The 26,030-nt window shown below is 50.0% G+C and carries 26 protein-coding genes; 10 read left to right on the forward strand and 16 right to left on the reverse strand.

Features of this window, described 5'->3' with window-relative positions; genetic code table 11:
- Positions 1–28: 28 nt before the first annotated feature.
- The 9 genes from JVX88_RS12930 to JVX88_RS12970 all read right to left on the reverse strand — a co-directional run bounded on the left by JVX88_RS12930 (position 29) and on the right by JVX88_RS12970 (position 4,311).
- Positions 29–568: an HAD-IA family hydrolase gene (locus tag JVX88_RS12930; RefSeq protein WP_263975516.1), complete on the reverse strand. Its 540-nt coding sequence runs from the start codon at positions 566–568 to the stop codon at positions 29–31.
- 65 nt (positions 569–633) lie between these two features.
- Complete coding sequence (locus tag JVX88_RS12935; RefSeq protein ID WP_211627676.1) at positions 634–1,086, reverse strand: FG-GAP repeat domain-containing protein; 453 nt, start codon at positions 1,084–1,086, stop codon at positions 634–636.
- Between the two features lie 253 nt (positions 1,087–1,339).
- Complete coding sequence (locus JVX88_RS12940) at positions 1,340–1,744, reverse strand: hypothetical protein (protein WP_211627677.1); 405 nt, start codon at positions 1,742–1,744, stop codon at positions 1,340–1,342.
- 89 nt (positions 1,745–1,833) lie between these two features.
- Complete coding sequence (locus JVX88_RS12945) at positions 1,834–2,505, reverse strand: alpha/beta fold hydrolase (protein ID WP_211627678.1); 672 nt, start codon at positions 2,503–2,505, stop codon at positions 1,834–1,836.
- Positions 2,506–2,658: 153 nt separating this feature from the next.
- Positions 2,659–2,847, reverse strand: a complete 189-nt coding sequence (locus JVX88_RS40615; protein WP_211627679.1) for a hypothetical protein — start codon at positions 2,845–2,847, stop codon at positions 2,659–2,661.
- Positions 2,848–2,910: 63 nt separating this feature from the next.
- Positions 2,911–3,285 (reverse strand): type II toxin-antitoxin system VapC family toxin, encoded by a 375-nt coding sequence (locus JVX88_RS12955; protein WP_211627680.1) that lies wholly within the window; start codon positions 3,283–3,285, stop codon positions 2,911–2,913.
- Positions 3,276–3,479, reverse strand: a complete 204-nt coding sequence (locus JVX88_RS12960; RefSeq protein ID WP_211627681.1) for a hypothetical protein — start codon at positions 3,477–3,479, stop codon at positions 3,276–3,278. The genes JVX88_RS12955 and JVX88_RS12960 overlap by 10 nt, the downstream gene beginning before the upstream one ends.
- A gap of 131 nt (positions 3,480–3,610) precedes the next feature.
- Positions 3,611–3,970, reverse strand: a complete 360-nt coding sequence (locus JVX88_RS12965; RefSeq protein WP_211627682.1) for a PTPA-CTERM sorting domain-containing protein — start codon at positions 3,968–3,970, stop codon at positions 3,611–3,613.
- Positions 3,931–4,311 carry a hypothetical protein gene (locus tag JVX88_RS12970; RefSeq protein WP_211627683.1) on the reverse strand — a complete coding sequence of 127 codons (381 nt, stop codon included), beginning with the start codon at positions 4,309–4,311 and terminating at the stop codon, positions 3,931–3,933. Before JVX88_RS12970 ends, JVX88_RS12965 begins: the two co-directional genes overlap by 40 nt.
- 252 nt (positions 4,312–4,563) lie before the next feature.
- Here JVX88_RS12970 and JVX88_RS12975 point away from each other — a divergent pair, with 252 nt between their 5' ends.
- The 5 genes from JVX88_RS12975 to JVX88_RS12995 all read left to right on the forward strand — a co-directional run bounded on the left by JVX88_RS12975 (position 4,564) and on the right by JVX88_RS12995 (position 9,046).
- Positions 4,564–5,112 (forward strand): SDR family NAD(P)-dependent oxidoreductase, encoded by a 549-nt coding sequence (locus tag JVX88_RS12975; protein WP_263975517.1) that lies wholly within the window; start codon positions 4,564–4,566, stop codon positions 5,110–5,112.
- A 117-nt stretch (positions 5,113–5,229) separates the two neighbouring features.
- Positions 5,230–5,733 carry a DM13 domain-containing protein gene (locus JVX88_RS12980; RefSeq protein WP_225931399.1) on the forward strand — a complete coding sequence of 168 codons (504 nt, stop codon included), beginning with the start codon at positions 5,230–5,232 and terminating at the stop codon, positions 5,731–5,733.
- Between the two features lie 50 nt (positions 5,734–5,783).
- Positions 5,784–7,082, forward strand: a complete 1,299-nt coding sequence (gene egtB / locus JVX88_RS12985; RefSeq protein ID WP_263975518.1) for an ergothioneine biosynthesis protein EgtB — start codon at positions 5,784–5,786, stop codon at positions 7,080–7,082.
- Positions 7,083–7,101: 19 nt separating this feature from the next.
- Positions 7,102–8,088 carry an L-histidine N(alpha)-methyltransferase gene (gene egtD, locus JVX88_RS12990; RefSeq protein WP_211627684.1) on the forward strand — a complete coding sequence of 329 codons (987 nt, stop codon included), beginning with the start codon at positions 7,102–7,104 and terminating at the stop codon, positions 8,086–8,088.
- 127 nt (positions 8,089–8,215) lie between these two features.
- Entirely contained in the window at positions 8,216–9,046 is an 831-nt protein-coding gene (locus JVX88_RS12995) for a Uma2 family endonuclease (protein ID WP_315875328.1), read from the forward strand.
- Between the two features lie 89 nt (positions 9,047–9,135).
- Here the strand turns inward: JVX88_RS12995 and JVX88_RS13000 are convergent, their stop codons facing one another.
- The gene (locus JVX88_RS13000) at positions 9,136–10,581 is read right to left on the reverse strand and encodes an amidohydrolase (protein WP_211627685.1); all 1,446 of its coding nucleotides are present in this window, start codon (positions 10,579–10,581) and stop codon (positions 9,136–9,138) included.
- A 780-nt stretch (positions 10,582–11,361) separates the two neighbouring features.
- Here JVX88_RS13000 and JVX88_RS13005 point away from each other — a divergent pair.
- Positions 11,362–12,375, forward strand: a complete 1,014-nt coding sequence (locus JVX88_RS13005; RefSeq protein ID WP_211627686.1) for a linear amide C-N hydrolase — start codon at positions 11,362–11,364, stop codon at positions 12,373–12,375.
- Here JVX88_RS13005 and JVX88_RS13010 read toward each other — a convergent pair.
- Together JVX88_RS13010 and JVX88_RS13015 are read right to left on the reverse strand one after the other, a co-directional pair.
- Positions 12,262–12,774 carry a response regulator gene (locus tag JVX88_RS13010; RefSeq protein WP_211627687.1) on the reverse strand — a complete coding sequence of 171 codons (513 nt, stop codon included), beginning with the start codon at positions 12,772–12,774 and terminating at the stop codon, positions 12,262–12,264. The genes JVX88_RS13005 and JVX88_RS13010 overlap by 114 nt on opposite strands.
- A 36-nt stretch (positions 12,775–12,810) precedes the next feature.
- Positions 12,811–16,215, reverse strand: a complete 3,405-nt coding sequence (locus tag JVX88_RS13015) for a PAS domain S-box protein (RefSeq protein ID WP_211627688.1) — start codon at positions 16,213–16,215, stop codon at positions 12,811–12,813.
- A 62-nt stretch (positions 16,216–16,277) separates the two neighbouring features.
- On the opposite strand from JVX88_RS13015, the gene JVX88_RS13020 reads away from it, so the two are divergent.
- Positions 16,278–17,996 (forward strand): AAA family ATPase, encoded by a 1,719-nt coding sequence (locus JVX88_RS13020; RefSeq protein WP_211627689.1) that lies wholly within the window; start codon positions 16,278–16,280, stop codon positions 17,994–17,996.
- Between the two features lie 76 nt (positions 17,997–18,072).
- On the opposite strand, the gene JVX88_RS13025 is transcribed toward JVX88_RS13020, so the two are convergent.
- The 3 genes from JVX88_RS13025 to JVX88_RS13035 all read right to left on the reverse strand — a co-directional run bounded on the left by JVX88_RS13025 (position 18,073) and on the right by JVX88_RS13035 (position 21,316).
- Positions 18,073–18,369, reverse strand: a complete 297-nt coding sequence (locus JVX88_RS13025; RefSeq protein WP_211627690.1) for a hypothetical protein — start codon at positions 18,367–18,369, stop codon at positions 18,073–18,075.
- Positions 18,370–18,580: 211 nt separating this feature from the next.
- Positions 18,581–19,990 (reverse strand): serine hydrolase domain-containing protein, encoded by a 1,410-nt coding sequence (locus JVX88_RS13030; protein ID WP_211627691.1) that lies wholly within the window; start codon positions 19,988–19,990, stop codon positions 18,581–18,583.
- A 159-nt stretch (positions 19,991–20,149) separates the two neighbouring features.
- Positions 20,150–21,316, reverse strand: a complete 1,167-nt coding sequence (locus tag JVX88_RS13035; protein WP_211627692.1) for an ABC transporter substrate-binding protein — start codon at positions 21,314–21,316, stop codon at positions 20,150–20,152.
- A gap of 142 nt (positions 21,317–21,458) precedes the next feature.
- Between JVX88_RS13035 and JVX88_RS13040 the strand changes: the two genes are divergently transcribed.
- Both JVX88_RS13040 and JVX88_RS13045 read left to right on the forward strand, forming a co-directional pair.
- Positions 21,459–22,385, forward strand: a complete 927-nt coding sequence (locus tag JVX88_RS13040) for an ABC transporter permease (RefSeq protein WP_211627693.1) — start codon at positions 21,459–21,461, stop codon at positions 22,383–22,385.
- Between the two features lie 19 nt (positions 22,386–22,404).
- Positions 22,405–23,460, forward strand: coding sequence for an ABC transporter permease (locus JVX88_RS13045; protein ID WP_211627694.1), 1,056 nt, complete (start codon positions 22,405–22,407; stop codon positions 23,458–23,460).
- Between the two features lie 22 nt (positions 23,461–23,482).
- Here JVX88_RS13045 and JVX88_RS13050 read toward each other — a convergent pair whose 3' ends face one another.
- Complete coding sequence (locus JVX88_RS13050; RefSeq protein WP_211627695.1) at positions 23,483–23,995, reverse strand: hypothetical protein; 513 nt, start codon at positions 23,993–23,995, stop codon at positions 23,483–23,485.
- 50 nt (positions 23,996–24,045) lie between these two features.
- On the opposite strand from JVX88_RS13050, the gene JVX88_RS13055 reads away from it, so the two are divergent.
- Positions 24,046–25,926 (forward strand): WD40/YVTN/BNR-like repeat-containing protein, encoded by a 1,881-nt coding sequence (locus JVX88_RS13055; RefSeq protein WP_211627696.1) that lies wholly within the window; start codon positions 24,046–24,048, stop codon positions 25,924–25,926.
- The last annotated feature ends 104 nt before the right edge of the window (positions 25,927–26,030 follow it).

The following is a 26,030-nucleotide window of genomic DNA, read 5'->3' on the forward strand; positions in this document are numbered from 1 at the left end:
TATTAAAGGCTATGTGCTTAGATGCTGCCTAATTGATTAACTGCTGAATCTGGTTTAAATCAAGCTGCTCTACATTATTCAGGACTATTTTTGCTTCTACTCGCTTTAGATTCGCGGCATAGGTCTGGGCATAGTCTGCCGACTGCTGAGCATGGGGAGGGAGAATACCAACGCCAATCCAAGTCCGCTCTGGCTGTAGGTCTCTAGCTCGCTGTACTGTTTGTAAATCCGCAACCGTGTCTCCGGCATAGATCACTGGAACTGCTGCTTCAAGCTGGTTTTGCTTTTCTATTTGTTCCACAGTCATAAAAAGCCCGGTTGGATCCGGCTTGCCGGGTGCATCTTCCATTGCTACTAGAATCGGCTCCTGTAGGCCCAAACGACGCTGCAAGATGTAGGCAGCCGATCCCTTTGTTGCGCCGCTAAAGAAACCCCAGCGAACATTGGCCTGAGTCAATTGGTCCAGGTAAGAGGGCTGGATCAGCAGCGGCTCATGGCAAATATAGCCAGTCCAGTGGTCTGGATTATCGGGGTCAGGGCCACGGTAGCGGCTCTGAAAAAACGCCACAATTGCGTTGTAGTCGAGGGCGAGGTGGGAGCGAGTTTGGCCTTGTGCTTCAAAGTAGCGATAGATCAGCTCTTGAGAGGCTTCCCAATCAAATCTAGCTTCCCGTCACGATTCACATCTGCGCTGGCGATGGTTCGTACCGTGACTGGGTTAATTAGGGTTGGAGAATGAGGATTGGGAGGAGGACTGAAAGGCAGCACAAAAGTCCCAGGTGGTAGTCTTTGGACAAACTGTTGATACTGCCGAGTCTGTTCCTCTATAGTTTGCTGAAACTGTTGATAAAGCGGATTTGGTGCAGTTTGCTCTAATGCATAATTTTGCGCTGCTCCAAATTGGCCGGTCCCATTGCCCAACAGTACCGAAACACCTGTTTTGCCACTAGTGTTGGGTGAAGCGCTGAAATTATCAAAGTTTGTCACCAAATCTAGATTGCCGTCTCCATTTAGATCAGCAGTGATGACAGTAGTTGGATTGTTTCCGGTTGGAAGATTAGTGGAAGGGCTGAATTCAACAGGCATAAAGACCTTTATAAGATTGATAACAAAGCAGGATATGAGGACAGTTCTTGAGCATGTTATTTGAAAGTTGCTCAGTCATACCCCATGAAAACTGATTTACAAGAAATAAATTCAGTCATACTCCAGGTCAACCGGAGGATAATATAAAAAGTTACAGAACCTTTAAACCAATCGTTTCAAATTCAGTTTATTGGTTTCTCAGCTTATGATTGTTGACCGTTTGCATTCTCATTCTGAATCAAAACAGCATCATTCAAATAGTTTCTGTCAGCACACCAACAATAATCTTCCAGCTGCCGTCTACCTTACGCATCGTATAGTTTAGATTAAAACATTCAAGAAGTGTTTCTTCGGTATCATTTTTGCACTGCTTGAGCCGAATCACCTTTCCAGTTACAATTGCGGTATCGTCGCTAAGCTGTTGAACAGCTAATGATTCGGCATAACTGCGAGTAAAACAACGCCGTTTCAAGTCTTTCATTGCCTGCTTAAAGCCAAAGCAACCGACGACTGGATTACTAATTACAGCAACTTTCCCAGGTGAAATTAGCATAGCTGGAAAATGAAAGAAAGGTAGAACCTTCCTGGGTTGAAGCGCTTGAAACGCCTCTGCATATTGCTCAAAGGTCTTTTGAATCAAAGCTGTTTCGTCTATCATGATTAATGCTCCAAAAAATTGATGAGGGTGGTTGCTACGACATCCGGATGGCTAAAACAAAAAGCATGAGCGGCATCTTTGACGATTTCCTATTTAGCACCTGGAATTTTTTCAGTCAAAATATCGCTGTTCTGCGGGAGAATGACGCGATCGCGATCTCCAGTGATCACGAGTGTCGGAGCGGTGATTTTGCTCAACAAATCGCAGGTATCGTGACTGTTCATAGCAGAGAATTGACGGATTAACCCTCCTCCTTTGCTGTGAAATGGCATCGTCGTTTGTAGAAATGCTGCCAATTCAGTTTGATGCTGCTGAATAAACTCTGGCATAAATAACAGCTCTAGAACGTTACCGTTAAATAAGTCGCTGAACGCTCCTGGTTGGCTACAGGCTCCTCCCGCCATTGTGCAGCCGAGAATCAGCTTGTTCAATTTATTAGGATAATTAAGGGCAAAATGTTGAGCAATCATGCCGCCCATGCTGATTCCAAACACATGCGCCTTAGATTCACCTAAAGCATCGAGCAATCCTGCGGCATCGGCGGCCATTTGAGCCAACGTATAGGCGCAGGATGATTGACTGGTTTCTCCTGCATCGCGGTTGTCGAACAAAATCACTTTGTAGTGCTGCGCGAGGAGTTCGGGGAGTTGGGTGCCCCAATCTAGCAGGCTGAAGCTGAGACCCATGATCAGCAGCAGGGGTTCGCCTGTGCCTTGGATTTGGTAGTTGATGTCTATATCGCCGACGGTGATTTTAGGCATATTGCTTCACAGTAAGTACAAACAACTATTTTCAAATACAACTTAAAACTTACGGGATCACTTCCGGTGCTCCGTTTCCGCAGAGCAGTTATTCCTAGGTCGGCTAAGCTTGGGCGCTAGCACTCTCTTTTGTTACGCTAAATAGAAAGCAGTTCAGCCGTTGTAACGTTTATCAAAGGAAAAATCCTCTATGAAGTGGCGAGTCGTGCTGGAGCCAGAGCCGGAGACTGAAGATTGGGCAGTGTGGTGTCCAGAGCTACCAGGTTGCTCTTCAGCCGGAGAAACCGAGAAGAAGCGCTCAGGAACATTCAGAGGCAATCGCACTTTATCTTGAACCTGCACCCGGACAATTGCTGCATTTTGGAAACCTTGGATTCTAGAGATTCTCTGTTTCTTGAACCTGATTTATTGAATCTGAACAGCATTCACACTAATTTCTGTGATTCTATTCAATTGGACGTCGTTACTCAATAAAATGGCGTTGACTGATAATACCGAGGCACAAACTATTGCATCCGGTAACTTTAATCGATATTTTTTGCGGAGCGCAATTGTCATTTGTTTCACCGCTTCGTCAATACCAATGACCGTAACTTGAGATAGGAACTGATGAATCGCCAACGTCTCCGCTTCAGGGATTGTTGGGTAGGAAAGCATCTCTATTTCGCTGATAACGGACAAATAAACCTCACCCACAGGCAAAGGATTTGCAAGTCGTCCACCCAAAAGATACAAAGCCACATTAGTATCGAGGACATACCGCATTATCTCTATGTCCATTCATCGCGAATTCGCTGCTGAAACTCAAGCGGATCTTCTTGCAGTTGCAGGATGCCGCTGAATGGGTTAAGGTCAACCACTTGAGCCGACTGACGATTACTTTCTTCGGTTAATTGCGCCTTTAACCAAAGCTGTTCCTCTTGCGGAAGTGCCAAGATCAATTGTTTGATTGATTCGACAAGCTGAATATTCATCGCGATCGCTGGTTTGAGAGCAATAGCTTGATCATACTTCTTCCACAGAGTGTTGTCGCCTAATTGCCCTTGATGAGATCCGATCGCCCTTTCTCAAAACAAGTCAGAGCGATCGAACACAACCAACCGTTCTAAACTTCTGCCGTTTCTGCCACCTCTTGCCCCTGATTCTCTTTCCGCTTCCGCAGTGCCGCCATGCCTAGACCGACTAAGCCTGGAAGGAGAGCGGGTGTGGGAACCGCTGTCGGTGCAGGTGTTGCGCCAGAGAACCTGACAGGGCTGTAGCTGTACGCATCAAATGAGGAGATGCTAGTGTTGGAGTCGTAGCCGCCGTAAATTCGTGAGTAGTTGGAGTCAAAGGAAGTGCCGTAGTAGTCAACCCCTGAATTGTTGTAGGTGTAGAAGTAGTTGCCTGGGTCGTAGGCATAGAGGTGTGTTTGCTCATAATCGGTTAGCCCATATCTGCCGAAGTGGATTGCCAGCGATACCACTGGATATGACCGTGACCATTGCTCAAATAGCTGGGATCAAACGTGTGGCTGTAGCTGCCAGAGTTTAACACCAGACTGAGCAGGGATGTCTGTCTAGTCTTAGAGTTGTAGTAACCAGAATATGAATAGTCAGACTCAGTGATACTATCGCTGTCGTAGGTGTAATCAGCGGTGAAGGTATCCCCCACGTTCAATCCACCTGCGCCATCGTAGTCCCAGTCCCAAATGCCGCTAACCGAGCCACTGACAATGTTTAGGGCTTGAGCGGGGGTTGCACTAGCTCCAATTGCCAGAACTGCACCAAAAGCAGCGAAAAGTGAAGCCTGTTTGAGATTGAACATGAATTGAAACTCCTAAAGAGGTGAATGTGTTGTTATAGGTAGGCAACACCTGTTCTGCCCGTTGGCATAGCTGTGTAGTCGCCTCTGGTTGAGGTGTGAGGCTGACGGTAGTTTCGAGAAATCTAATCACTATTAGCTGTTGTCCCGCCCGCGAATAAATTGTGGGCTAGTAGGGGAAGTACGCTAAAGCGCACTGAAGACTGGAGAAATGCATTGAGTTTGCTTTTGCGTTGAGCGGGCTTTGTTCGTAGTATGGCGGAGAGCATTGCGCATTTTGGTCAGTTGGATATCCTGGTAAACAATGCTGGAATCGAAAAACATGCGCCGTTTGAAACCGTCACGGAAGCGGATTACGAGGCGGTGATGAATGTAAACCTGAAAGGCGTGTTCTTTGCAACGCAGGCGTTTGTTAACCATCTGGTGGCGACGCAGCGAACGGGCAAAGTGATCAATATTAGTTCGGTGCATGAGGAACTGCCTTTTCCTAATTTCACAGCCTATTGCGCTAGTAAGGGCGGGATGAAAATGTTGACTCGCAATCTCGCGGTGGAACTGGGACCGCTGGGCATCACGATCAACAATGTGGCACCGGGGGCAATTGAAACACCAATTAATACGAAGCTGTTGAACGATCCGGAAAAGCTGGGTGCCTTGCTGCATAACATTCCGCTGGGGCGGTTGGGGCAGCCTCAGGATGTGGCGGCTCTGGTGGAGTTTCTGGCGTCATCGGATGCGGATTACATCACGGGTTCCACTTTCTTTGTGGATGGTGGGCTGCTCTGGAATTATCAGGAACAGTAGAAGGAAGAAATATGAGCTATCTGGGTTTGATCAGCTAGCCCGCGAATAATAGCTTTCATGTGCAGTTTTGGGTTTACGAGTCGGTAATCACTGAGTTGAATGAATAAGGTAATGATCATGAAGCGGAACCTTTTTGGCATGCTGGCAATTACAGCTTTTCTGATGGTTAGCTGTGCTGAGCCAAGGTCTACTAACGTTGAATCACCCGCTGTTGAATCACCTGCGCCATCGGTCGGGGATGTCGGTCAAGCATCTCCTGCAACCGAACTAACTACGAAATCGGGCACCTTTGTGGCTGGAGAACACCCGACGACGGGAACGGTTCGGGTTGGGGCTGAGAATGGGCAGCAATTTATTGAACTGGGGGAGGATTTCAAAACGTCTGAGATGGGTCCTGATCTGGTGGTGATTCTGCATCAGGATGCGGATGTGCTCGGTTCAACTCAGCCACCGGCCTATGCGCTGACGGCAGATAGCTATGTGGTGATCGCGCCACTGCAACAGTTTCAGGGAGCGCAGCGGTATGAAATTCCTGCCAACGTCAACTTGTCTGACTATGCTTCGGCGGCGATCTGGTGCCGTAGATTTAATGCAACGTTTGGTGCGGCTACGCTCCGCTAGATGTATAGTAGACACGGCAGTCCTTACGTTTTTTGGAAGGAATCGCGAATATGAATGGTCGTCCTACTGAGGATAAGACTCAATCTATGATTTTGTCGAATTTCGCATTGCAGCAAGAAACACGGCTGCTGATTGAGCAGTATCAACAGGTGCGACAGTTGAGTGAACAAATTTGCCAACCTCTGGCCATCGAGGATTATGTGATCCAGAGTATGGCGGATGTGAGTCCGCCGAAATGGCATTTGGCCCATACTAGCTGGTTTTTTGAAACTTTTTTGCTGGTGCCCTATCTGCCGGGTTATCAGGTTTTTCACCCTCAGTATGGCTATTTGTTTAATTCCTATTACGAGGCGGTGGGACAGCGGCATCCTCGACCGCAGCGGGGGTTACTGTCGCGGCCAACGGTAGCAGAGGTTTATCGGTATCGAGCCTATGTGGATGATGGGATGCGAGTGCTGCTTTCCTCGTCTTTGGATCCGACGTTAGAGGCTTTGATCCAGTTGGGGCTGCATCATGAGCAGCAACATCAGGAATTGTTAGTCACAGACATTAAGCATATCCTAGCGCTGAATCCGCTGCGTTCTGCCTACCGTTTAGATTTGCCTGCGTCGCCTGTTCCTGGCTCTACTAAAGAGCATTGGCTAGACTATCCGGGTGGGTTGTATTCTATTGGTTACGCGGGCAACGAATTTGCCTTTGATAATGAATCTCCCCAGCATTCGGTTTATCTGCAAGATTACTGGCTGGCAGCGCAGCTGGTGACGAATGGTGAGTACCTGGAATTTATGCAGGCAGGAGGTTACAGCAAGCCGGAACACTGGCTCTCGGAGGGTTGGGCGACGGTGCAGGCGGCTCAGTGGCAGGCTCCGTTGTATTGGGAGCCGATCGACGGTGAGTGGTGGATGATGACGCTGGCGGGAATGCGTCCAGTTAATCTGGATGAGCCGGTGTGTCACGTCAGTTTTTATGAGGCGGATGCCTTTGCGCGCTGGCGGGGGAAACGCTTGCCAACCGAAGCGGAGTGGGAAGTGGCAACGGCGGGAGTTGCGGTGCAGGGTAACTTTCTGGAAACCGGATATCTGCATCCGATTGCGGCTCAGGGACTGACTCGACCTGACCAATTGTTTGGCGATGTTTGGGAGTGGACGCAGAGTGCCTATTTGCCCTATCCGGGATTTCAGCCGGCGGCGGGCGCGGTTGGGGAGTATAACGGCAAGTTTATGTGCAATCAAATGGTGCTGCGGGGCGGCTCCTGTGCCACGCCTCCTAACCACATTCGTTCAACCTATCGCAACTTCTTTCCGCCTGCGGCTCGCTGGCAGTTTAGTGGCATTCGCCTCGCTGGTTAACCTATTACTATCAAACACCATGACAGCAACGCTCAATCTCAAGTCTCCTGTTGTGCTCTACGATCTGCATCCACCGCTGGATGATTTTCGAGCCGAAGTTTTGCAGGGATTGCGTCAACCTCAAAAAACCTTTCCGCCTAAATTTCTCTATGACAAGCGGGGAGCTGAATTGTTCGATGCGATTTGTACGCTGGATGAATACTACTTGACTCGCACTGAGATTTCGATTTTACAGGACAATGCTGAAGCAATTGCTATGCTGATCGGGGATGGGGCATTGATTGAATTTGGCAGTGGCAGTAGTCAGAAGGTGCGGATTCTGCTGGATGCCATGCCGCAATTGGCAACTTATCTGGGATTGGATATTTCTAAGCAGCATTTGCAGGAGTCCTGCAATCGCTTGGTTGCTGATTATCCAGGCTTGGAGGCGATTGCTGTTTGCACCGACTACACTCAGCCGATTGCCTTACCCGATATTCCGACGCTGCGGCATAAACACAAGGTTGGTTTCTTTCCTGGTTCTTCAATTGGCAATTTGGAACCGGCTGAAGTGGTGCAGTTTCTGCGTAATGTCTCATTGCTGCTAGAACCGCATGGCGATCTGCTGATTGGGGTGGATCTGAAAAAGAGCAAGGAGATTCTGGAACCTGCTTATGATGATTCTCTGGGGATTTCAGCCGCCTTTGCTCTAAATGCGCTAGTGCGAATGAACCGGGAACTGTGCAGTGATTTCGATTTGAACAATTTCACCTATACTGCCGTCTATAATCCGATTGGCCGAATTGAGATGTACATTGTTAGCCTTAAGGATCAAACGATTCGCTTAGGCGATCAGGAAATCGGATTTTGTGCGGGTGAGAGGCTGCGGACAGAGCATTCCTATAAGTACACGGTTGCAGAATTTCAGGGGCTGGCGGCGACGGCTGGATATCATACTAAATCGGTGTGGACGGATCCAGAGAATCTGTTTAGCTTGCATTATCTTGGAACAACCACCCTACCGTAAGGGCGAAGCATTGGCGAAATGAATTCAGGGCGTGGCTACAGAGCGTCTGACGCCAATGCTTCGTCCCTACCAGAACGGTGGCTAATTAACCAAACTTGATATCATCCATCAACTTTTTTTACCTCTTATGATCTCTACTTCATTTCCTCAATCGTTAACTATAGCTCGGTTACAACTTCATTACGCGATTCAACCAATTGCGGCAGTGGGTGCGGCCCTGGCGGTGCCTCAGCCGGATGGTAGTCAGGCTAGCCTCTACTGGGATGCCCAACTCCAGAGTTTTGTCGGAAATCTGATCCAGGCGCAGCAGGCGTTTCGAGTAGGGCTTGATCCGGTGAAGCTGGTATTGCGGGTGCTGGATGGGCAGGGAGGCACCGTTGCTTCTGTACCTATGACGATTGCAGTGCCCTATCCTCTAAACTTGGATCAGTTCTTAAAGTTGCCTTATATAGAGGATTCACCAGCTTGGGAGTTTATCAATGGAGAGGCGATTCAGAAGCCAATGCCCGGAGGCAAGCACAGCCGTTTGCAGTTACGGTTAGCGACAGTTATCAATGCATCAGGTTCGCGCTATGAAGCGTTTCCGGAATTGAGATGCACGTTTGGTGGTCGCTCAATTGTGCCTGACCTAAGCGTGGTAAGTAGCAATCGTATCCCAGTTGATCAAAATGGCGACATTAGCAGTGCAGGCATTGAGTTTGCGCCAGAGTGGGTGATTGAGATTCTGTCGCCCGATCAGAGTCAGACCAAGGTGACGCGCAAGATTTTACATAGCCTCCGGCATGGCAGCCATTTGGGCTGGCTGATCGATCCAGAAGAACGGGTGGTGCTGCTGTATCGTCCCAATAGTTTGCCAGAAGAGTGGGACGGTGACGCTTTGCTGCCTTGCCTGCCGGAGATTGACTTAGAACTGACAGTCGAGCAAATGCTTGCTTGGTTGAAAGTAAGAGGTCAGTGATGTCGCCCACGACAAGCAAACTGAACATCCACAGCTCGTGAGCATCGCCGAACGACCCATCTACTCACATTCACTGCTCTCACCAGTATCTACTTTTGCAAAAATTCCATTGTCATCACCGTGGCTATCTTGGTTCCAAGCGGGATGGCATTCAGATCCACTTGAAAGTTGGGGTTGTGGTTGGAGAACGGCACTAGCTTGCCTTCAGCTTGGGCTTGGGCAAACAGAGCAGGTTCCGCCACACCCACCTGGAGAAAACCAAACTGAATAGTTTCATTATCACCCTTGAGCAAATGAACATCTTCTGAGCCTGTGGTGGCTGGAAAGTCAGTGAGTATTCTGTTCGCTCCAAGTAGATTTGCCAGTCGAGGGTTGATCCGATCGATCACCGCTGCGTCATTGACTAGGGGAGTCGTGCTGCCTTTCTCTGAGAGGGTCGGCAGTTTATCGGCAGGCATACCATAGGCGTGCGCCAGCGATTCATTTACTGAGCGAATTCCGTTGACTAGCGTTTCTTTGACTGCGGGATTGAACCAGCGCAAATTGATTTTGAGCTGCGATTCCTCTGGGATTACATTGGCGGTTTCTCCTGCTTGAATCGACCCCACCGTAATCACTGCCGCTTCTTGGGGGTCAATCGCCCGTGCCACGATGGCTTGATACTGGGTGATCGCGAAAGCGCTCATCAAAATTGGATCTTTGGCCAGGTGCGGAGAAGACCCATGCCCTCCAACACCCTTAATCACGGCATCAAGATGGGCACTGCCTGCCATTCGCGTTCCTGGTGCGCTGACAACCACCCCTGTTGGCCCAGGAGCCGTATGCATGCCCAACAGATAATCGGGAACCGGCACACCGTGCGTGGTGTAAAGCCCATCCGCGACCATCGCTTTCGCACCCCTGACGCCTTCTTCTGCCGGTTGCGCCACCAAAACCAGGGTTCCGTTCCAGTCGGATTTCAACTCTACCATCGCCTTTGCTAGCCCCAGTAACCAGATGGTATGGGCATCGTGACCACAGGCATGCATCACCGGCACCTCCTCGCCATCGTCATTCACCGCCCGCGTCGTGCTGGCATAGGGCAATCCGGTGGTTTCTTCCACGGGCAGTGCGTCCATATCGGCGCGGTACATCAGGGTTGGACCGTCACCATTGCGCAGAATTCCCACCACGCCCGTTTGAGCAATGCCGGTTTTGACCTCGTAGCCCAGTGCCCGCAGTTCCTTGGCGACAATCTCTGCCGTGCGGGTTTCCATGAATGCCAACTCTGGATTCTGGTGGATGTCTTTGAAGAGATTGATCAGCCGATTGCCATCCTGATCAATCACAGACAGCAGGCGATCAAAATAAGCTGGTTTCTCGGCTGGTGTACCCGTAAATGTTTGTTGCGCTTGGGCTGCTGGTGAAGCGATGAAAGGAATGGCAATGAAGAGGCATAAACTACTGATGATTGCCCCCAGCATTAGCATCACTCGCCGCTTTAGTCCTGGTTTGCGAATGGAACTTTTATGAATAAAACTGCGAAAGGGGATCATATTTTATGCTCGGCGCTGATAGTGTCGGGGAGAAAAGGATATAAGCCAATTTTGTTGACTCAAATCTGAGGCAAACCAGGGGAAAAGTCAATTGTAAGCTGGTATTGCTGGAGTAATAGCATTAATATTACTGGAATTACTACAAAATTTTATTGAGCCGCATAAATTAGTCGTTTCTCGAAGCGGCTGCAAAGCCCACTACTACCCCCTTGCAAATCTACCTGACAAAAACTATGAGCAAAAAGCGTCGTTGAATGGGAGTATGAATTGCCCCTCTAGCTCCTCAATGCTGGGGATGAACTAATCTTTCAAAGTCCTCCAGCATATAGCCCTAACGGGCATCCCAGAAAGGGTGATTATAGCCCTGCGGTCATCCCAGAAAAGGGGGCTGCCAACCTGACAGCAACTCCATGATTCATTCCGCTATTCAGCAACGCCAAGCAAAAAACTATGAGCCAATTGATCAGGCCGTTCGATCTGTGGCTTGATTCATCAGTCAATCTCAGTGATATATTATGGCGATATTGTGGCGGTGGATTGTGGCGGTGGATTGTGGCGGTTACGACAACGCCTTTCCCAGCAATGCATTCCACGGCCTTGACTCGTTGTGAGCTAGAAAACAGTGAACTAGGAAACATACTCTACAGCAAAATCTGACAAGAACTTCGCAGTGTATGTTTTGGCTCTCTAACGCTATACCATCGCATAATTGTGTTATACCATAACATAATTCCTGTTGTATTCTGAATCTAATCCCTGTTTATGCTCACATCAAAGCTCATGTTCAGATTAAAGCAGCTTATTTCTTGGGTAACAAGTCTTTTCTTCGCCCTGAGTCTGTTGCCTGCTTCTGCCCATGCCTGCACTCGGTTCGTCTACCGGGGCGCTGAGGGTCGGGTGATTACCGCGAGGTCGATGGATTGGAGATGGGATAGCGGTACGAACATCTGGGTGTTGCCGCGAGGAGTTGAACGTGACGGTCGAGCGGGTCCAAACTCGCTGAAGTGGACGGCGAAATATGGCAGCGTGATTGCGTCAGCTTACGATATCTCGACCACAGACGGCATGAATGAGGCTGGGTTGGTCGCCAACCTGCTGTGGCTTGCCGATTCAGTTTTTCCAGAACCGGATGCCACCACCCCCACGCTGTCGCTCTCGCTCTGGGCGCAGTTCATGCTCGATAATTTTGCCACCGTTGCCGAAGCGGTGAATTATGTGAGGCAGAATGAATTTCTGGTTTTAACCGGAGAAGTGCCAGGACAAAACCGCTTGGCGGCCCTGCATCTATCGCTATCCGATGCTACTGGCGACAGCGCCATTCTGGAATATGTGAACGGTGAACTAACGATTCACCACAGTCCAGAGTATCAGGTGATGACGAACGAGCCAACCTATGATCAACAGCTAGCGCTAGCCTCCTACTGGAGCCAGATTGGCGGCAGAGCCATGCTGCCCGGCACCAATCGCGCCTCGGATCGCTTTGTGCGCGCCCAGTATTACATCAATGCGATTCCGGAAACCGCCGATCGCCGCACCGTCTTAGCTAGTATCTTTAGCATTATCCGTAATACCTCTGTGCCCTACGGGATTAGCACACCAGAGCAGCCGCAAATTTCTTCGACGCGCTGGCGGGTGGTGGCTGACCACAAAGATCGAGCCTATTACTTTGAGTCAGCTGTCTCACCGAATATATTCTGGGTTGAGTTTGACAAGCTTGATTTCTCGCCTCAGGCAGGTGTCCGCACCCTGCAACTCGGACCAGACCAATCCAATCTCTTCTCTGGGGAGGAATAAACCGACTTGCTTGATCACTTCAACAAACTCATGGAAATCAATGGGTTTGACGACATAGGCATTAGTGCCCAGCTCGTAGCAGTGAAACAAATCGGGTTCTTCTTGGGATGAAGTTAACACGACCACTGGAATCAGCCGAAGCATGGGATCGGCTTTGAGGGCAGAAAGCACTTCAATACCATCAATTTTAGGCAGTTTGAGGTCGAGTAGAATCACAATCGGGTTTCCCTCCAGCCGCAGCCGAAATACACCACGTCGGTACAAATAATCTAGGGCCTCTTCACCATCTCGCACCACTACTACTTCATTGGCTAAGGCATTCTCTGATAAGGCTGTTAAAATCAATTCCACATCATAAGCACTATCCTCGATTAATAGAATACGTTGCAACTCAGTCATATTCTGTTCTAGCTCTATGTTCAATTTTGAGGCTTCCTATCTATCGTTCGTTCTCTGCTCCATTTGCAGTTCTACTTTCTGAACAGCCAGTTGCTCTGCCGTTGATTCGATTGGCTCTGCTGTTAATTTTACTGTTGATTCCAGCTCTGTTATCTGACTTGGCTTCACGGCCAATTTAGGCAACGAAATATAGAAGGTGGCTCCGCCATCAACCATGCCTTCAGCCCAAGTCCGTCCTCCATGTCGATGAATAATGCGACGAACATTAGCTAAACCAATTCCCGTACCTTCGTAGTTGGGATCACTGTGCAACCTCTGAAAAATACCAAACAGCTTGTGAGCATATTGCATATTAAACCCAATCCCATTGTCTCGCACGAACAGCACATTTTCTTGATCTGTACTGCTGCTGCCAATCTGAATCTCTGCCACAGCACGAGAGCGCGTATACTTGAGGGCATTTTCTAGCAAATTGCGCATCACAAGCCGCAGCATCGCCGGATCGCCCTGCACGATGGGTAACGGTTCAATTTGCCAGTGAATTTGTCGCTGAACCGTCTCTGGTTCCAACTCGCGGCAAACTTCCTGCACAAGCTGGTTCATATCAACTTGGAGCCAACGCATTTCGCTGCGTCCCATGCGGGAAAAGGCTAGCAGATCGTCAATTAAGATCCCGGCTTGGCGAGTGGTGTCGGCGATGATCGTGAAATAGCGCTGACTTGTCGTATCCAGCGTATTGGGATCCAGCCGTTTCCGCAGCAGGTCTACGAATCCAGCAATGTGGCGCAGTGGCGCTCGCAAATCATGGGAGACGGAATAGGAGAAGGATTCCAGTTCCTTGTTGGCAGCTTCGAGTTGGGCTGTACGCTCCTTCACCCGCAATTCTAAGATCTCATTTAACCGCTGCATGTCGGCTTCGGCTTGTTTGCGGTCGTGGATATCGACACAGGAACCAATGTAGCCACAAAAGTCGCCTTCTAGGGTAAAGCGCGGTACCCCAATATCCAGAATCCAGCGGTATTCGCCATCGAATCGGCGCAGGCGATACTCTATCTCAAACGGCTGGCAGGCATCAAAGGCATTGACGTAAGTGTCTAAACAGCGTTGCAGATCCTCTGGGTGCACCCCCTCGATCCAGCCATTCCCCATTTCTTGTTTTAGGCTGCGTCCGGTAAAGTTCAACCAACCGGCATTGAAATAGTTGCAGAGCTTGTCGGGTCCCGCCATCCAAACCAGCATTGGAGAGATATCGGTTAAATGGCGAAAGCGAGCTTCACTTTCCCGCAAAGCCGCTTCAGCCTGTTTGCGCTCATGCACATCATTGATGGTGCCAACCCATTCTCGAATCGTGCCATCCGGATTGAGGATCGGGACGGCGCGGGCTTCAAAATAGCGATATTGCTCAGAAGCGGTATGCCAAATTCGCCCCTCCACCTCATAGATCTGCCGTGAAACTAGCGCCTGTTGCCAGCATTGCTGAATTCGTTCCCGATCCTCTGGATGTAAAGCAGCGGTCCAGCCCCAATCTCGGTATTCCGCAAAAGTTTGGCCCGTATAGGCTTCCCAGAGCGGTTGGCGTGTTACAAAGCGTCCATCACCATCGGTTGTCCACACCACAGAAGTGAGAGCCATCACCAGCGAGCGGTAGCGTTCTTCACTACGCTGCACTGCCATCTCAGCCTGCTTGCGAGCGCTCAGATCTAAGACATAGCAGATGGCGGTATTGGTATCATCGGCCAAGAGGGCACCGCCTACTAACACTGGCACCCGCCGACCGTCTTTGCGAAAATATTCCTTCTCCCAAGCTGTAAAAACTCCTCGTTGCCGCAGATCAACCAGCGCCCGCTGATCTTGAGGCCAATATTCTGGAGGCGTCATATCTCGCCAGCGGATTTCACCGGCCACTAACTCAGCTCGCGTGTAGCCTACTAGGTCTAAAAAGGCTTCGTTCGCGTGCGTGATGTTACCCTGGAAGTCAGCAAAAACAATGCCGATGGTATTGGAATCAAACAACCGTCTAAACCGGGCTTCGCTTCGACGCAGCTTTTGTTCGAGCTGTTTGCGGCGGGTCACATCATGAGCCACAGCATAGATCAGCCCATCTTCCAGCACCGGCACACTCACCCAATCCAGCCAGCGGTAGGTGCCATCTTTGCAGCGGTAGCGGTTTTCAAAATGAATAGCTTGCTCTCCCTGAGCCAATTGTTCCATTGCCGCCAGGGTTGCGACCCGGTCCTCCGGGTGAACAAAGTCGATAAACGGCTGGTTGAGCAATTCGGTTTCGCTGTAACCCAGAATTCGTTCAAACGCTGGGTTGAGTCGCCTAAAATGGCCGTTCAATTCAGCGATGCAAAGTAGATCCAGCGAAAGGCTAAAAAACCGATCTCGTTCTAGTTCAACTTGTTTACGCTCAGTGATATCTTCAGCAACACCGCTGACGTAGCGCACAGTTTTCGATTCATCGTAAACCGGATAGCCGCGATCGCGAATCCAGCGAATGCTACCATCAGGGCAAATAATCCGAAACTCTTCGTTGTAGCCGCCGGTTAATTCGCATTCAAACAAGCGAGTTTCTACCCGCTGCCGATCCTCTGGATGAATCGCCTCTAGCCATTCAAGCCAGTTCGCCTTGATTGCCTCTAACGAACGACCCCAGATCGATTCAAACTGAGGACTAACATAAACGCATTGTGCGTTAGTCAGATCGGCCATCCAAAATACATCGTTACTGCTCTCTGTAATTTGGCGAACGCGCCATTCACTTTCACGTAATTCGGCCTCTACTTGACGCCGTGCTGCTTCGAGCTTGCGCCGCTTCAAGTCGTTACAGTTCAGAATACTAGCGCTGATGCCAACCAAAATTGCCTGCACAATGATCAACAGCAGGACCAGCAGCGACATAGCAAATCCAGAGTCGTAATAGTTGGCCCGATAGCCTTGCACAATCAGCCAGCCCAAAATCACCGGCAGCAGGATCGCAGCCGGCAGCAATTGCCTCGCAACGATTCCGCCATCCAGGTCGGTCGTAAAGATGCGGATAATACCGTGGGTCGGATAGAGGGCTAGGATACCGCAACCCAAAATCACAAACGTAATGGCTGTGTGAAATGCAATTGAGGTAGTACGGGTGCTGATCTGATATAAGACTGGTACATCATAGGCAAATCCAACTAGGGCCTGTAGCGTTACCCCCAAGGCGATCAAGGTCAACAACTGCCCCCAGCCAATTCGCTTCAGATTAGGTTTGTTGGTAGATAGGTTGAGAAAGCATGGATTCAGCAATAGCAGCGCTGTTCCCATCAAGCTGAAGTTGAGGGCTGTATTCACTCCCATGCGTCCTGGATGACTAGTCGCGGCTGTAATCTGATCAGCAAACAGCAGTTGGTCAATGCCCCAGTTCCAGCCAAATGCATACTGACTCAGTGTTAAAACACCCAGCAAAACAGCGAGGAAGGAGCAGATTAAGCTGATAGTAGACAGCCGCCGCCTTGGAAAGTTTTACTGTGGAACTTGTTGCGCGTGCACGCGAAGGAAACATCGATCCTCTTGTTGGTCGAGAGAAAGAGATAGAACGAACGATCCAGGTGCTCTGTCGGCGAAAAAAGAACAATCCGCTTTATGTTGGTGAGCCGGGCGTAGGAAAGACCGCGATAGCCGAGGGACTTGCATTGAAGATCAGCAATGCAGAAGTTCCGGATATCCTTGCCAATGCAAAGATATTTGCCCTCGATATGGGTGCTGTACTTGCCGGGACTCGATACCGAGGCGATTTTGAACAGCGATTTAAGGCGATAATCAATGACCTAAAAAAAGAATCAAACGCAATACTCTTCATAGATGAGATCCATACGGTTGTCGGGGCCGGCTCTGTTTCTGGGGGATCAATGGACGCCTCGAATATCCTAAAACCGGCACTCGCGGCAGGAGAACTCCGATGCATAGGCTCAACAACACATGCAGAATATAAAGCCGCGTTTGATCGAGACCGCGCTCTAGCTCGACGTTTTCAACGGATCGACATAAATGAACCGACGATCGATGAAACCCATAAGATACTTAAGGGCCTTAAAAAGTTTTATGAAGATCATCACGGCGTAACATATTCGGATGAATCTTTACGGACTGCCTCTGAGCTCGCAGGGAAATACATAAATGACCGATTCTTGCCTGACAAGGCGATAGATGTTATCGACGAGGTAGGAGCAAGCGTTAAGCTTTTGCCTGAATCGAAACGTCCGAAACGCATCTCTACTCAGATGGTAGAGAACACCATTGCGCGTATGGCAAAGGTTCCGCCTAAGACGGTGGTCTCGGATGAAAAAGAACGTCTGAAAACACTCCGGGACGATCTTAAAAAGCATATATTTGGACAAGATGAGGCGATCGACAAGATCGTAGATGCCATACAGATATCGCGCGCCGGATTAGGGCACGAGACGAAACCTGTCGGTTCGTTTCTATTTTCCGGTCCGACCGGTGTAGGAAAGACTGAGGTTTCGAAGCAACTTGCCGAACAGCTGGGGATCGAATTCATTCGCTTTGATATGAGCGAATATGCTGAAGCTCATACGGTTTCCCGATTGATCGGAGCACCTCCCGGATATGTCGGCTTTGACCAAGGCGGTTTACTTACTGATGCGATAATGCGCACGCCACACGCCGTTCTTGTTCTTGACGAGATCGAAAAGGCTCACCCCAATCTTTTCAATCTTCTGCTTCAAGTTATGGACAGCGCAACGCTGACCGATAATAACGGAAAGAGAGCGGACTTTCGAAACGTGATACTGATAATGACGACGAATGCGGGAGCCCGTGAGCTCTCTAGCGGCGGTGTTGGATTCAGGAACGCTGCGGAAACAAAGGGGAGTGCAAAAGGCGCTATAGAACGAACATTTACTCCAGAATTTCGCAATAGGCTTGATGCGTGGGTCGCATTCAAACCGTTGGATCTGGACGTGATCAAACTGATCGTAGATAAATTCATACGTGAATTGAACGGACAGCTTGCTGAGAAACGCGTGAACGTAATACTTAGCGATGAGGTGAGGAAGTGGATGGCAAGAAATGGGTTCGATCCACGCTATGGTGCGCGACCAATGGCTAGATTGATACATGAAAAGATCAAAAAGCCATTGGCGAACGAGATACTTTTCGGTCAACTTTCAAACGGTGGAACTGCGGAAGTAGTTATAGTCCGTGATGATATCGAACTAAAGTACTGACTATATCCCAATGCAAAAAGTTAAAGGCCCGGGGAGAACTCCTCGGGCCTTTAACTTTTGTGAAAAACAGCCGAAACTATTTTTTCTTTGCTGCCGGTTTCTTTGCTGCAGGCTTTTTAGCCGCTGCTTTTTTTGGAGCTGCTTTCTTGGCCGGAGCTGCTTTCTTGGCCGGAGCCGCTTTCTTTGCAGCCGTCGCCTTCTTAGCAGGAGCTGCCTTCTTAGCTGCCGGTTTCTTTGCTGCGGGCTTCTTCGCCGCAGCTTTCTTGGCCGGAGCTGCCTTCTTCGGCGCGGCCTTCTTGGCCGGAGCCGCCTTCTTCGGTGCTGCTGCTTTCTTTGCAGGAGCCTTCTTTGCTGTTGATTTAGTTGCTGCCATAGTTTTCCTTTTTTCTCAAAGTTGGTTTCTAGTGGTAGAGCATAGTAACCGCCTAATAACGTATCACAATTTTATTAATTTGTGTAAAGTTTTTCTTTAAGTTTTACGATGTATTTGTAAGAAAAATAGAGCGCTTACCTATGTCGCTATAGCGTTGCATAGATTGCGCAGAAGGAAATAAATGATATCAAGATATGATACTAGAAATAGACTATCGTATTTCTTCTTCCTCAGGAGTCATCTCACCGATCTTGCCGTTGGAGTCGAATGTTATACGCCATAACACAAGGTGAGTGTGAGTGGCCGTAAGAAATCGAAAAACCTCCCTATTTTCAACACTTTCGCGTCCTGCAAATCGAACATAAACGATATCACCATACGATACTAATCGAGAACGAAGACGCTTCGAACGCTCTGACATAACTGTTCGAACTAATTCGGGCGTTGCCGTATCACCAGGGTGCCCATCCTTAAGATAGTTTTCCAGGATCTGTTTGACTCGGGAGATCTGCTCAGGTTCTGCACCATCGGCCGCAAAAATATTTTTTAGAGAAAGTGAAGAAATTTCCAGTTTCGCAACTGATGACGCGATCAAAGAGCCCATTCCGAGCTCTCCAAGGTTTGTTAGTGCAATGACGGTTACACCTTTCTCCGGGTATCGGAATAAAGCGGCGCCGAAACCCGCGGTCTGCCCAGTGTGTCCAATGATCTTATTTCCACGAAGTTCAGAGATGCGCCAGCCAAATCCGTAAAGCGATCGGCTGCCGTCATTGAATGTGAATGGAGTCCACATTGTGGCTTTACTTTGCTCGTTGAAGATCTGATCGTTATGCAACGCCGCTTCCCATTTTGCAAGATCACGAATGGTCGAAACGATCGATCCGGCACCTATCAGGTCTGTGAGATTTCCGTCGCGTCCAATGTATCCATCATTGACCCACTCGTAACCCGTGGCACGGCCTCGAATGATGTGTCGCGGGTCGCGATCACCCGTCCGTTCCATCCCTAATGGCCTGAAGATCCTTTCATTTAAAAAATCCATATAACGTTTGTCGCTTCTCGCTTCGATAATGTAGGCCAGAAGATTGAATCCGCTATTGCTGTATGAGCTTTTCTCGCCGGGGATGAATTCCAACGGGTATTCGGAAAGCTGCTTTATGAATTGTTCCGCGGTCAAGCGTTTTGATAGCTCGAAGCCGGTCAGGCCAGTGTAGTTTCTGATCCCGGACGAGTGTGTTAGCAGATGGCGGACCGTTACATTTTCCCAAGCTGGAGGTGTGTTTGGGAGATATTGAGAGATTCTTGCATCAAGTTGGATCTTTCCATCCTGAACTAGGAGCATAATGGCTCCAGCAGTGATCTGCTTTGATACCGAGCCGATCTCGAAGACGGTTTGTTCGGTTACCGGCACCTGAAATTCGAGACTGGCTAGCCCATATGTTCTGACCCTCTCAGGTTTGCCATTCTTTATAACAGCGACCGCTGCTCCAGGTATGTTTCTTTCTTTCATCAGGCGGCGAACAACGTTATCCATTTCATCCGCATAAACAGACGAACCCAAAATGAATAACGTGAGGATAAAAAGGACAAACGAGCGAAGCATTGTAAGCAATGTGTTCATAACAGTTATGGTGTGATTCAAATACGTGGTGCGTTACGGATTTGTTTCGAGCGAAGGATGAGATGGACATTCGGCAAAGCGCTTTTTAAACTCAAGAAGATGTCTGAACACGCATCGGGCAAATCGTCATTTGCAGAATTGGCGACACGGCTGAGCCGATTATCTGAGATCATACGGTACTGCCGGAAGCTCCGGATCAAGCCATTTCCGGTTACCGGCCGGCACAAAACCATAGACCGGCGTTGCAAGTCCCTGAAGTGTTGTCGTGGCGATCGAATCGCGATCGACCGCATGCGAAATGGCGCGGCGAAAACGTTTGTCAGCGAACCATTTATATTTCGGCTTATCGTTGAGCTGTTCGCCGGCAGCATTTTTTGGATTAAGGTTGAACCAAAAATGGTCATTTGCAAGCCCCGGACCTAGGTCGAAACCCTGCACGGGCCCGTCGGAATTCTTTAGAGCCGCGTAATCCGTGCTTCGTATCCGGTCAAAGATGTCGATCTCGCCTAGATTCAATCGGCTGAATGCATTGTTTGCATCGGGCACAACCTCGATCACCAATTGGTCAAGATATGGCAGCGGATTGCCTGCGGCGTCCTTGCGCCAATAATGCGGATTTCGCTTTAGCACTACCCGCTCACCCGGAACTGACCTTTCGACCATGAACGGGCCGCTCGTTACGATAGATGCCGGATCTGAATCTATCTTCCAGGCTTCGGCCAGTTTTCCGGAATTCAGGGCTTCTTCTAATGCGTGCTTTGGCAGAACTACAAGATTATCAAGGAAATTCGTGAACGCAGCGACACGTTCCGGCAATGTTAGGCGCAGCTCGCGCTCGTTAACGGCGTTTGCCGTTATCTGCTTGCCATTGACCAAAAATGCCGGACCGAATACCGGCGACTTTGTCCTTTCGTCGTAAAGGCATTTCAGCGTGAATGCTGCATCTTCGGCAGTGATCGGTCTGCCGTCGGAGAACTTTATGCCTTCACGAAGCTTTACCGTTACGGTAACGCCGTCATCCGCTATCTCCCATGATTCGGCTAGGGCCGGCTCAATCTCCTGCTTTTCGTGGTTAAAGGCAGCAAGCCGGCTGCCGATCAGATAGACGGTCGCTATCACCGTGGGTTCATCGTCGGCCATAAGGTAATTGAACGATTTCGGCTGCGATGAAACGCGATGTACGACTTTGCCGCCCTGCTTTCCGACCACTCGCTCAAATTTTCCGCGGCGGCCAGTTTCGCCCGTTTGCGTACCAGTTCCGTTGCAGGCCTGAAGTAACAATGCCGCGATCATCAGCAGGCCAAACGACAAAAGCTTCTTTAGCATATTCTTGACTCCGGAAATATGATCTCAGCCAGGATCGTGAGGTAATGGCGGCTGACTTGCCGAAGTGTATTTGCTTTTGTGTTGCAAATCAATCGACGATAACTGAGAATATCCGCAGATTTCCCGCCCGATACTTATCGATGTGCTGAAATTCGTTTTAAGAAAGCTTGCCCAGGGCGTGGCGACGGTCATCATCGTCGCAGGTATAACCTTCGCTCTGCTTTCAGCCGCCGGCGGAGATGCGTTCACGGCGCTTCGCGATAATCCGCAAGTCTCCGAGCGGACGATCGAAGAATTACGTCGCGTTTACGGCCTTGACCGTCCCCTTCCGGTGCGTTTTGCTTCTTGGATCTCCGGGGCGGTGTTGGGCAAGCTCGGCGAATCCATCGTGTTCCGAGTGCCGGTTTCCACTTTGGTTGCGGCGCGACTTTTGAACACATTCTATTTGGCTGCGGTGTCTGTGATGATCGCCTTATTCTTTGCCGTAATGATCAGCATTCTGGCGGCAAGATATCCGAAGGGTTGGGTTTTTTGGACTGTCGAGGCAGTGGTTCTGCTGACTATCTCAACCCCGCGTATCGTGTTGTCGCTGCTTGCGCTTCTTCTGATAGCTTCGGCCGCGGGGACGAGATTCGCGATCGGCGGCGGTTCGATCGCTATGTTCCTTCTTACGGCTCTTGCACTTGCCATTCCCCTAATAGGCGTTTTTGTTGCCCAGACAAACGAGCAGCTTCAACTTGCGATGAAAGAGGATTTTGTGAAGCTTGCCCGGGCGAAAGGCCTTTCGGAATGGGTCGTAATTGCAAAACATGCATTCCGTGCGGCCGTGAATCCATTGATAGCGCTGACGGGCACATCGATAGGGGCGCTTCTGGGTGGTTCGGTGATCGTAGAGGCAATACTCGGCTGGCCGGGCATCGGGTCGCTAGCCGTAGCAGCGGTCAAAGGCCGCGATGTTCCGCTTGTGATGGGCGTGGTCCTGATCGCAAGCTTGGCCGTCTGGCTTGGGAATGCGCTCGCCGAGGTAGCTCAGCTATACAACGACAAGCGGCTCGCACCCGATCGTTGAAAGTATTTTGGTCATCAGGATGAGACATCGGATCATTCGATCATTGCAGAATGGACGCACGGCCACCGGCGCCGCGATGATCGGTCTTGTTCTGATAGCAACGATCTTTGCTGAATTCATTGCTCCTTATGATCCGAAAGAGCAGATACGAAGCGAACCGATGTCCCCGCGCGTCAAGCTGCGGTTCATTACGGACGAGGGAAAATTTAGACTTCGGCCATTTATTTATCCGCAGAAGCTGGCAGATCCGCTAATGCTTCGTTACGAAGATGACAGGACCAGGACATATCCCGTCGGATTCTTCGTTCGCGGTTATCGCTACAAATTGCTCGGCCTTCTCGAAAGCGATATCCATCTAGCTGGCGTGGTCTCAAATGAACCGAACCCACCGCGACTATCGCTTCTTGGGACAGATGCACTCGGCCGTGACAGATTCTCACGGCTTTTGTTCGCGATCCGGTTTTCGATGATCGTTGCGGTGCTCGGTGCGCTGCTTGCCTGCATCATCGGGATCGCTGTCGGCATCTTTAGCGGGTATGCAGGGAAAAAGACGGACGCCTTGCTGATGAGCGCCGCCGATACGACACTTTCGCTACCGACGCTTATCGTCATTTTGGCCGCCAGAGCCGCCTTTCCTCCGGAACTTCCTCCCGCTGCTGCCGCTTTCTTGCTAGTTACGATCTTTGCAGCGATCGGTTGGGCAGAGATCGCGCGGCTTTCGCGCGCGCTTGTGGTTTCAACTCGTGAGCGCGAATTCGTGCTCGCTGCCCGTGCAACAGGTCTTTCGGAAGGCAGAATACTTTTCCGCCATATTCTTCCGAATATCGCCGCTCCGCTGATAACACAGGCGACGCTGATCGTTCCATTTCTACTGATAGCAGAGGCGTCACTTTCATTTCTTGGGGTCGGCATCCAAGAACCTGATCCAAGCATCGGCAATATGCTGGCAGCAGCAGCAGACCTTACTCACTTGAAGAACTTGCCCTTTGAGGTGCTCTCACCGGCGGCAGTTCTTTTCCTTATCACACTTGGAATTAGGCTTCTGGCCGATGGGTCGAAACGAACTGCATCGTAAAGCAGATAGGTGTAGCGTAATATCATAGTGCGGGAAGCCAGTAATCGCGCCCGCCATCGCTCGTCTTTTTGAGGCCCAGCGAAGAAAGCTCACTTTCGCTTACGCCAAGAAATGTAAAATGGGGAAGATCTGATACTACAGTCTGATACCATCCGTGCTTTGCAAGTAATGCACGGACGGTGCGATCGTTGTGTTCCTCAACATCAAGAGCAAGCAAAGATAAATGCTGCGAGGTTCCGGGTGGAGCAACCGAATATATTATCGATTTCGAAAGATCCTTCGCAAAGAAAATACCCTGTTCCTCAAGCCGAAATATCTCCGGCACTTGGTCAAATGGCGAGAGCCCGCGAATACGGTCGGCTTCCCCTTTTGTGATCCTTCCTTTACCGGTCCAATGGACAAGACCGGGCTCAACGCGGCTCTTCCACAGTTCGACCGTTCCGGAATAATTCCTGCGTGCGGCATCGCTTCCCCGGGGTGTGATCCGCTTTCCCTGTCCCCGGGCGTCATCGAGCGCTTTTTTCAATGCTGCCATTGCCGGCGCCTGCAGCTCTATGGTTATGCCGCTGATAGTTTCTGAACTGATTGCTTGTCAATCTTGACCAACCAGGGCTTATCCTTGACGACATCCTGGTTGATCGCTCAGATTCAAACCGGATCTTCGCCGCCGGAAATCGTGGCAATGGTGCGGGTGGTTTCTTTTATTCGAAGGATGGCGGAAGGACGTGGACGGCCGTAAAAGAACTTGCCGATCAATCGGTGCATTCCCTGACGCAAGCCGAATTCGATCCAAAAGTAGTGTTGGTTGGTACGACCATCGGTGTATGGCGTTCTAATGATTCCGGGGAGACCTTTGAAAGGGTGCAGTCGCCGTCAATGCCAATAAACGTGAATTCGATGGCAGTGGACCCGCGAAACCTCAGCACCATTTATGCTGGCACATGGTATCGCCCATATAAATCGACCGATGCGGGGCAAAGTTGGCGTCTCATCAAGAATGGTATGATCGACGATTCCGACGTCTTTGCTATCTCTATAAACACACGCGACCCAAACCATATTTTTGCGTCGGCCTGCAGCGGTATCTATGAGTCAACAAATGGCGGCGAGCAGTGGAGGAAGATCCAAGGAATTCCCTCTACCTCGCGCCGAACACGCGATATATTAATTCACCCCAGTGACCCGAGCCGCGTTTTCGCGGCAACAACCGAAGGCTTCTGGATGTCCGCTAACGGCGGAAAGACTTGGAGCATGACGACCCAGCGAAATCTTGAGATCAATTCGATCGCCGTACATCCGGATGCTCCGAATCGTGTGATCATTGGCACGAACAATTACGGCGTGATGATATCTAACGATGGCGGGCGAAGCTTTGCGCAAAGCAATAATAACTTTACCAGCCGTTTTACTTATTCGATCACGGCGGATGTATCACGGCCTGACCGGCTCTACGCAACGACAAAGAATACTTCTTCGAGCGGCGGCTTTGTTTATCTCAGTAACGATGCTGGCCGAAGCTGGACGCAAGTCCGCGGACTCGATATAAATCGCCACGCCGCATTTGCAATTCTTCAGGATCGAACGAATGAGGACATTATGTATCTTGGTACTAATGTCGGAATGTTCATCTCTCGGGATCGCGGCGTTTCATGGACACTTTTAACGCCGCCACGCGCTGCGGCTCCGGCCCGCCGAATGACGCCGGCTCAGCGAAGAGCCGCGGAGGCGGCGGCAAAACGGGCTGCATCCGCAGGACCGATCACAGTTCCCGCATTAGGTGAGAGGATCAAGGTCCTTGCTCATACAAATGATGAAAGGAATGGGATCCTGGCTGGAACCGACAAAGGCATCTATAGAACTTATGATCCGTCAAAGGGCTGGGAGAAATTGACGATCACCGGTGACCTTGATGCGAATATCCTGGCAATCCACACCTCCGATGATATGCCGGGGACCATCTGGGCAGGAACCTCACGCTCAGGCGTGATTGTTTCAAAAGATAATGGAAAAACCTGGGAAAAAACTGGCAGCTCGCCGGATAATATTCCGATCAGTTCCATTGCATCTGATCCCAAACGCCCAAACTATATCTACGTTGGAACGATCCATTCCCTATATGTCAGCCGCGATGGCGGACGCACATGGGAACGTCGCGGCGGAAATCTGCCGCTCGGCAATTACACGAGTATTCTGATCAATCCAAACAATACTGATGAGATATTCGTTTCAAGTGCTCTGGAGAATGACGGTGGCATCTTTCATTCCGACAATGCCGGCCGCACGTGGAAACGGTTCGATTCACGCTCTATGACCCTTCCCAGCCGACGCGTCTGGTCGTTGGTGTTTGATCCCTCTGACCCGAATCGAATGTTTGCAGGATCACACTCCTCAGGAGTTTACGTCATCAATCGTAAACAGGAGATTGCCAAGGACGATCGAACGTCCGGTAAACCCACCGGAAATTAAGCCATTTTACTAGGACTTTAAAGGATCGGCGGCCTATTGTCGGGCCGCTTTTTTGTCATTTGTTCCGAAGACCGCCGAACAATATAATTGAAAAGTACCCGGAG

It is taken from the genome of Leptolyngbya sp. 7M, assembly GCF_018128485.1.

Excerpts from the sequence above, each read along its gene's own strand:
- JVX88_RS12935 (WP_211627676.1), bottom strand. The coding sequence starts at position 1,086 with ATGCCTGTTGAATTCAGCCCTTCCACTAATCTTCCAACCGGAAACAAT.
- JVX88_RS12940 (WP_211627677.1), bottom strand. The coding sequence starts at position 1,744 with ATGATAGACGAAACAGCTTTGATTCAAAAGACCTTTGAGCAATATGCA.
- JVX88_RS12945 (WP_211627678.1), bottom strand. The coding sequence starts at position 2,505 with ATGCCTAAAATCACCGTCGGCGATATAGACATCAACTACCAAATCCAA.
- JVX88_RS12955 (WP_211627680.1), bottom strand. The coding sequence starts at position 3,285 with ATGGACATAGAGATAATGCGGTATGTCCTCGATACTAATGTGGCTTTG.
- JVX88_RS12960 (WP_211627681.1), bottom strand. The coding sequence starts at position 3,479 with ATGAATATTCAGCTTGTCGAATCAATCAAACAATTGATCTTGGCACTT.
- JVX88_RS12970 (WP_211627683.1), bottom strand. The coding sequence starts at position 4,311 with ATGTTCAATCTCAAACAGGCTTCACTTTTCGCTGCTTTTGGTGCAGTT.
- JVX88_RS12975 (WP_263975517.1), top strand. The coding sequence starts at position 4,564 with ATGGCGGAGAGCATTGCGCATTTTGGTCAGTTGGATATCCTGGTAAAC.
- JVX88_RS12980 (WP_225931399.1), top strand. The coding sequence starts at position 5,230 with ATGAAGCGGAACCTTTTTGGCATGCTGGCAATTACAGCTTTTCTGATG.
- egtB (WP_263975518.1), top strand. The coding sequence starts at position 5,784 with ATGAATGGTCGTCCTACTGAGGATAAGACTCAATCTATGATTTTGTCG.
- egtD (WP_211627684.1), top strand. The coding sequence starts at position 7,102 with ATGACAGCAACGCTCAATCTCAAGTCTCCTGTTGTGCTCTACGATCTG.
- JVX88_RS12995 (WP_315875328.1), top strand. The coding sequence starts at position 8,216 with ATGATCTCTACTTCATTTCCTCAATCGTTAACTATAGCTCGGTTACAA.
- JVX88_RS13000 (WP_211627685.1), bottom strand. The coding sequence starts at position 10,581 with ATGATCCCCTTTCGCAGTTTTATTCATAAAAGTTCCATTCGCAAACCA.
- JVX88_RS13005 (WP_211627686.1), top strand. The coding sequence starts at position 11,362 with ATGTTCAGATTAAAGCAGCTTATTTCTTGGGTAACAAGTCTTTTCTTC.
- JVX88_RS13010 (WP_211627687.1), bottom strand. The coding sequence starts at position 12,774 with ATGACTGAGTTGCAACGTATTCTATTAATCGAGGATAGTGCTTATGAT.
- JVX88_RS13025 (WP_211627690.1), bottom strand. The coding sequence starts at position 18,369 with ATGGCAGCAACTAAATCAACAGCAAAGAAGGCTCCTGCAAAGAAAGCA.
- JVX88_RS13030 (WP_211627691.1), bottom strand. The coding sequence starts at position 19,990 with ATGAACACATTGCTTACAATGCTTCGCTCGTTTGTCCTTTTTATCCTC.
- JVX88_RS13035 (WP_211627692.1), bottom strand. The coding sequence starts at position 21,316 with ATGCTAAAGAAGCTTTTGTCGTTTGGCCTGCTGATGATCGCGGCATTG.
- JVX88_RS13045 (WP_211627694.1), top strand. The coding sequence starts at position 22,405 with ATGAGACATCGGATCATTCGATCATTGCAGAATGGACGCACGGCCACC.
- JVX88_RS13050 (WP_211627695.1), bottom strand. The coding sequence starts at position 23,995 with ATGGCAGCATTGAAAAAAGCGCTCGATGACGCCCGGGGACAGGGAAAG.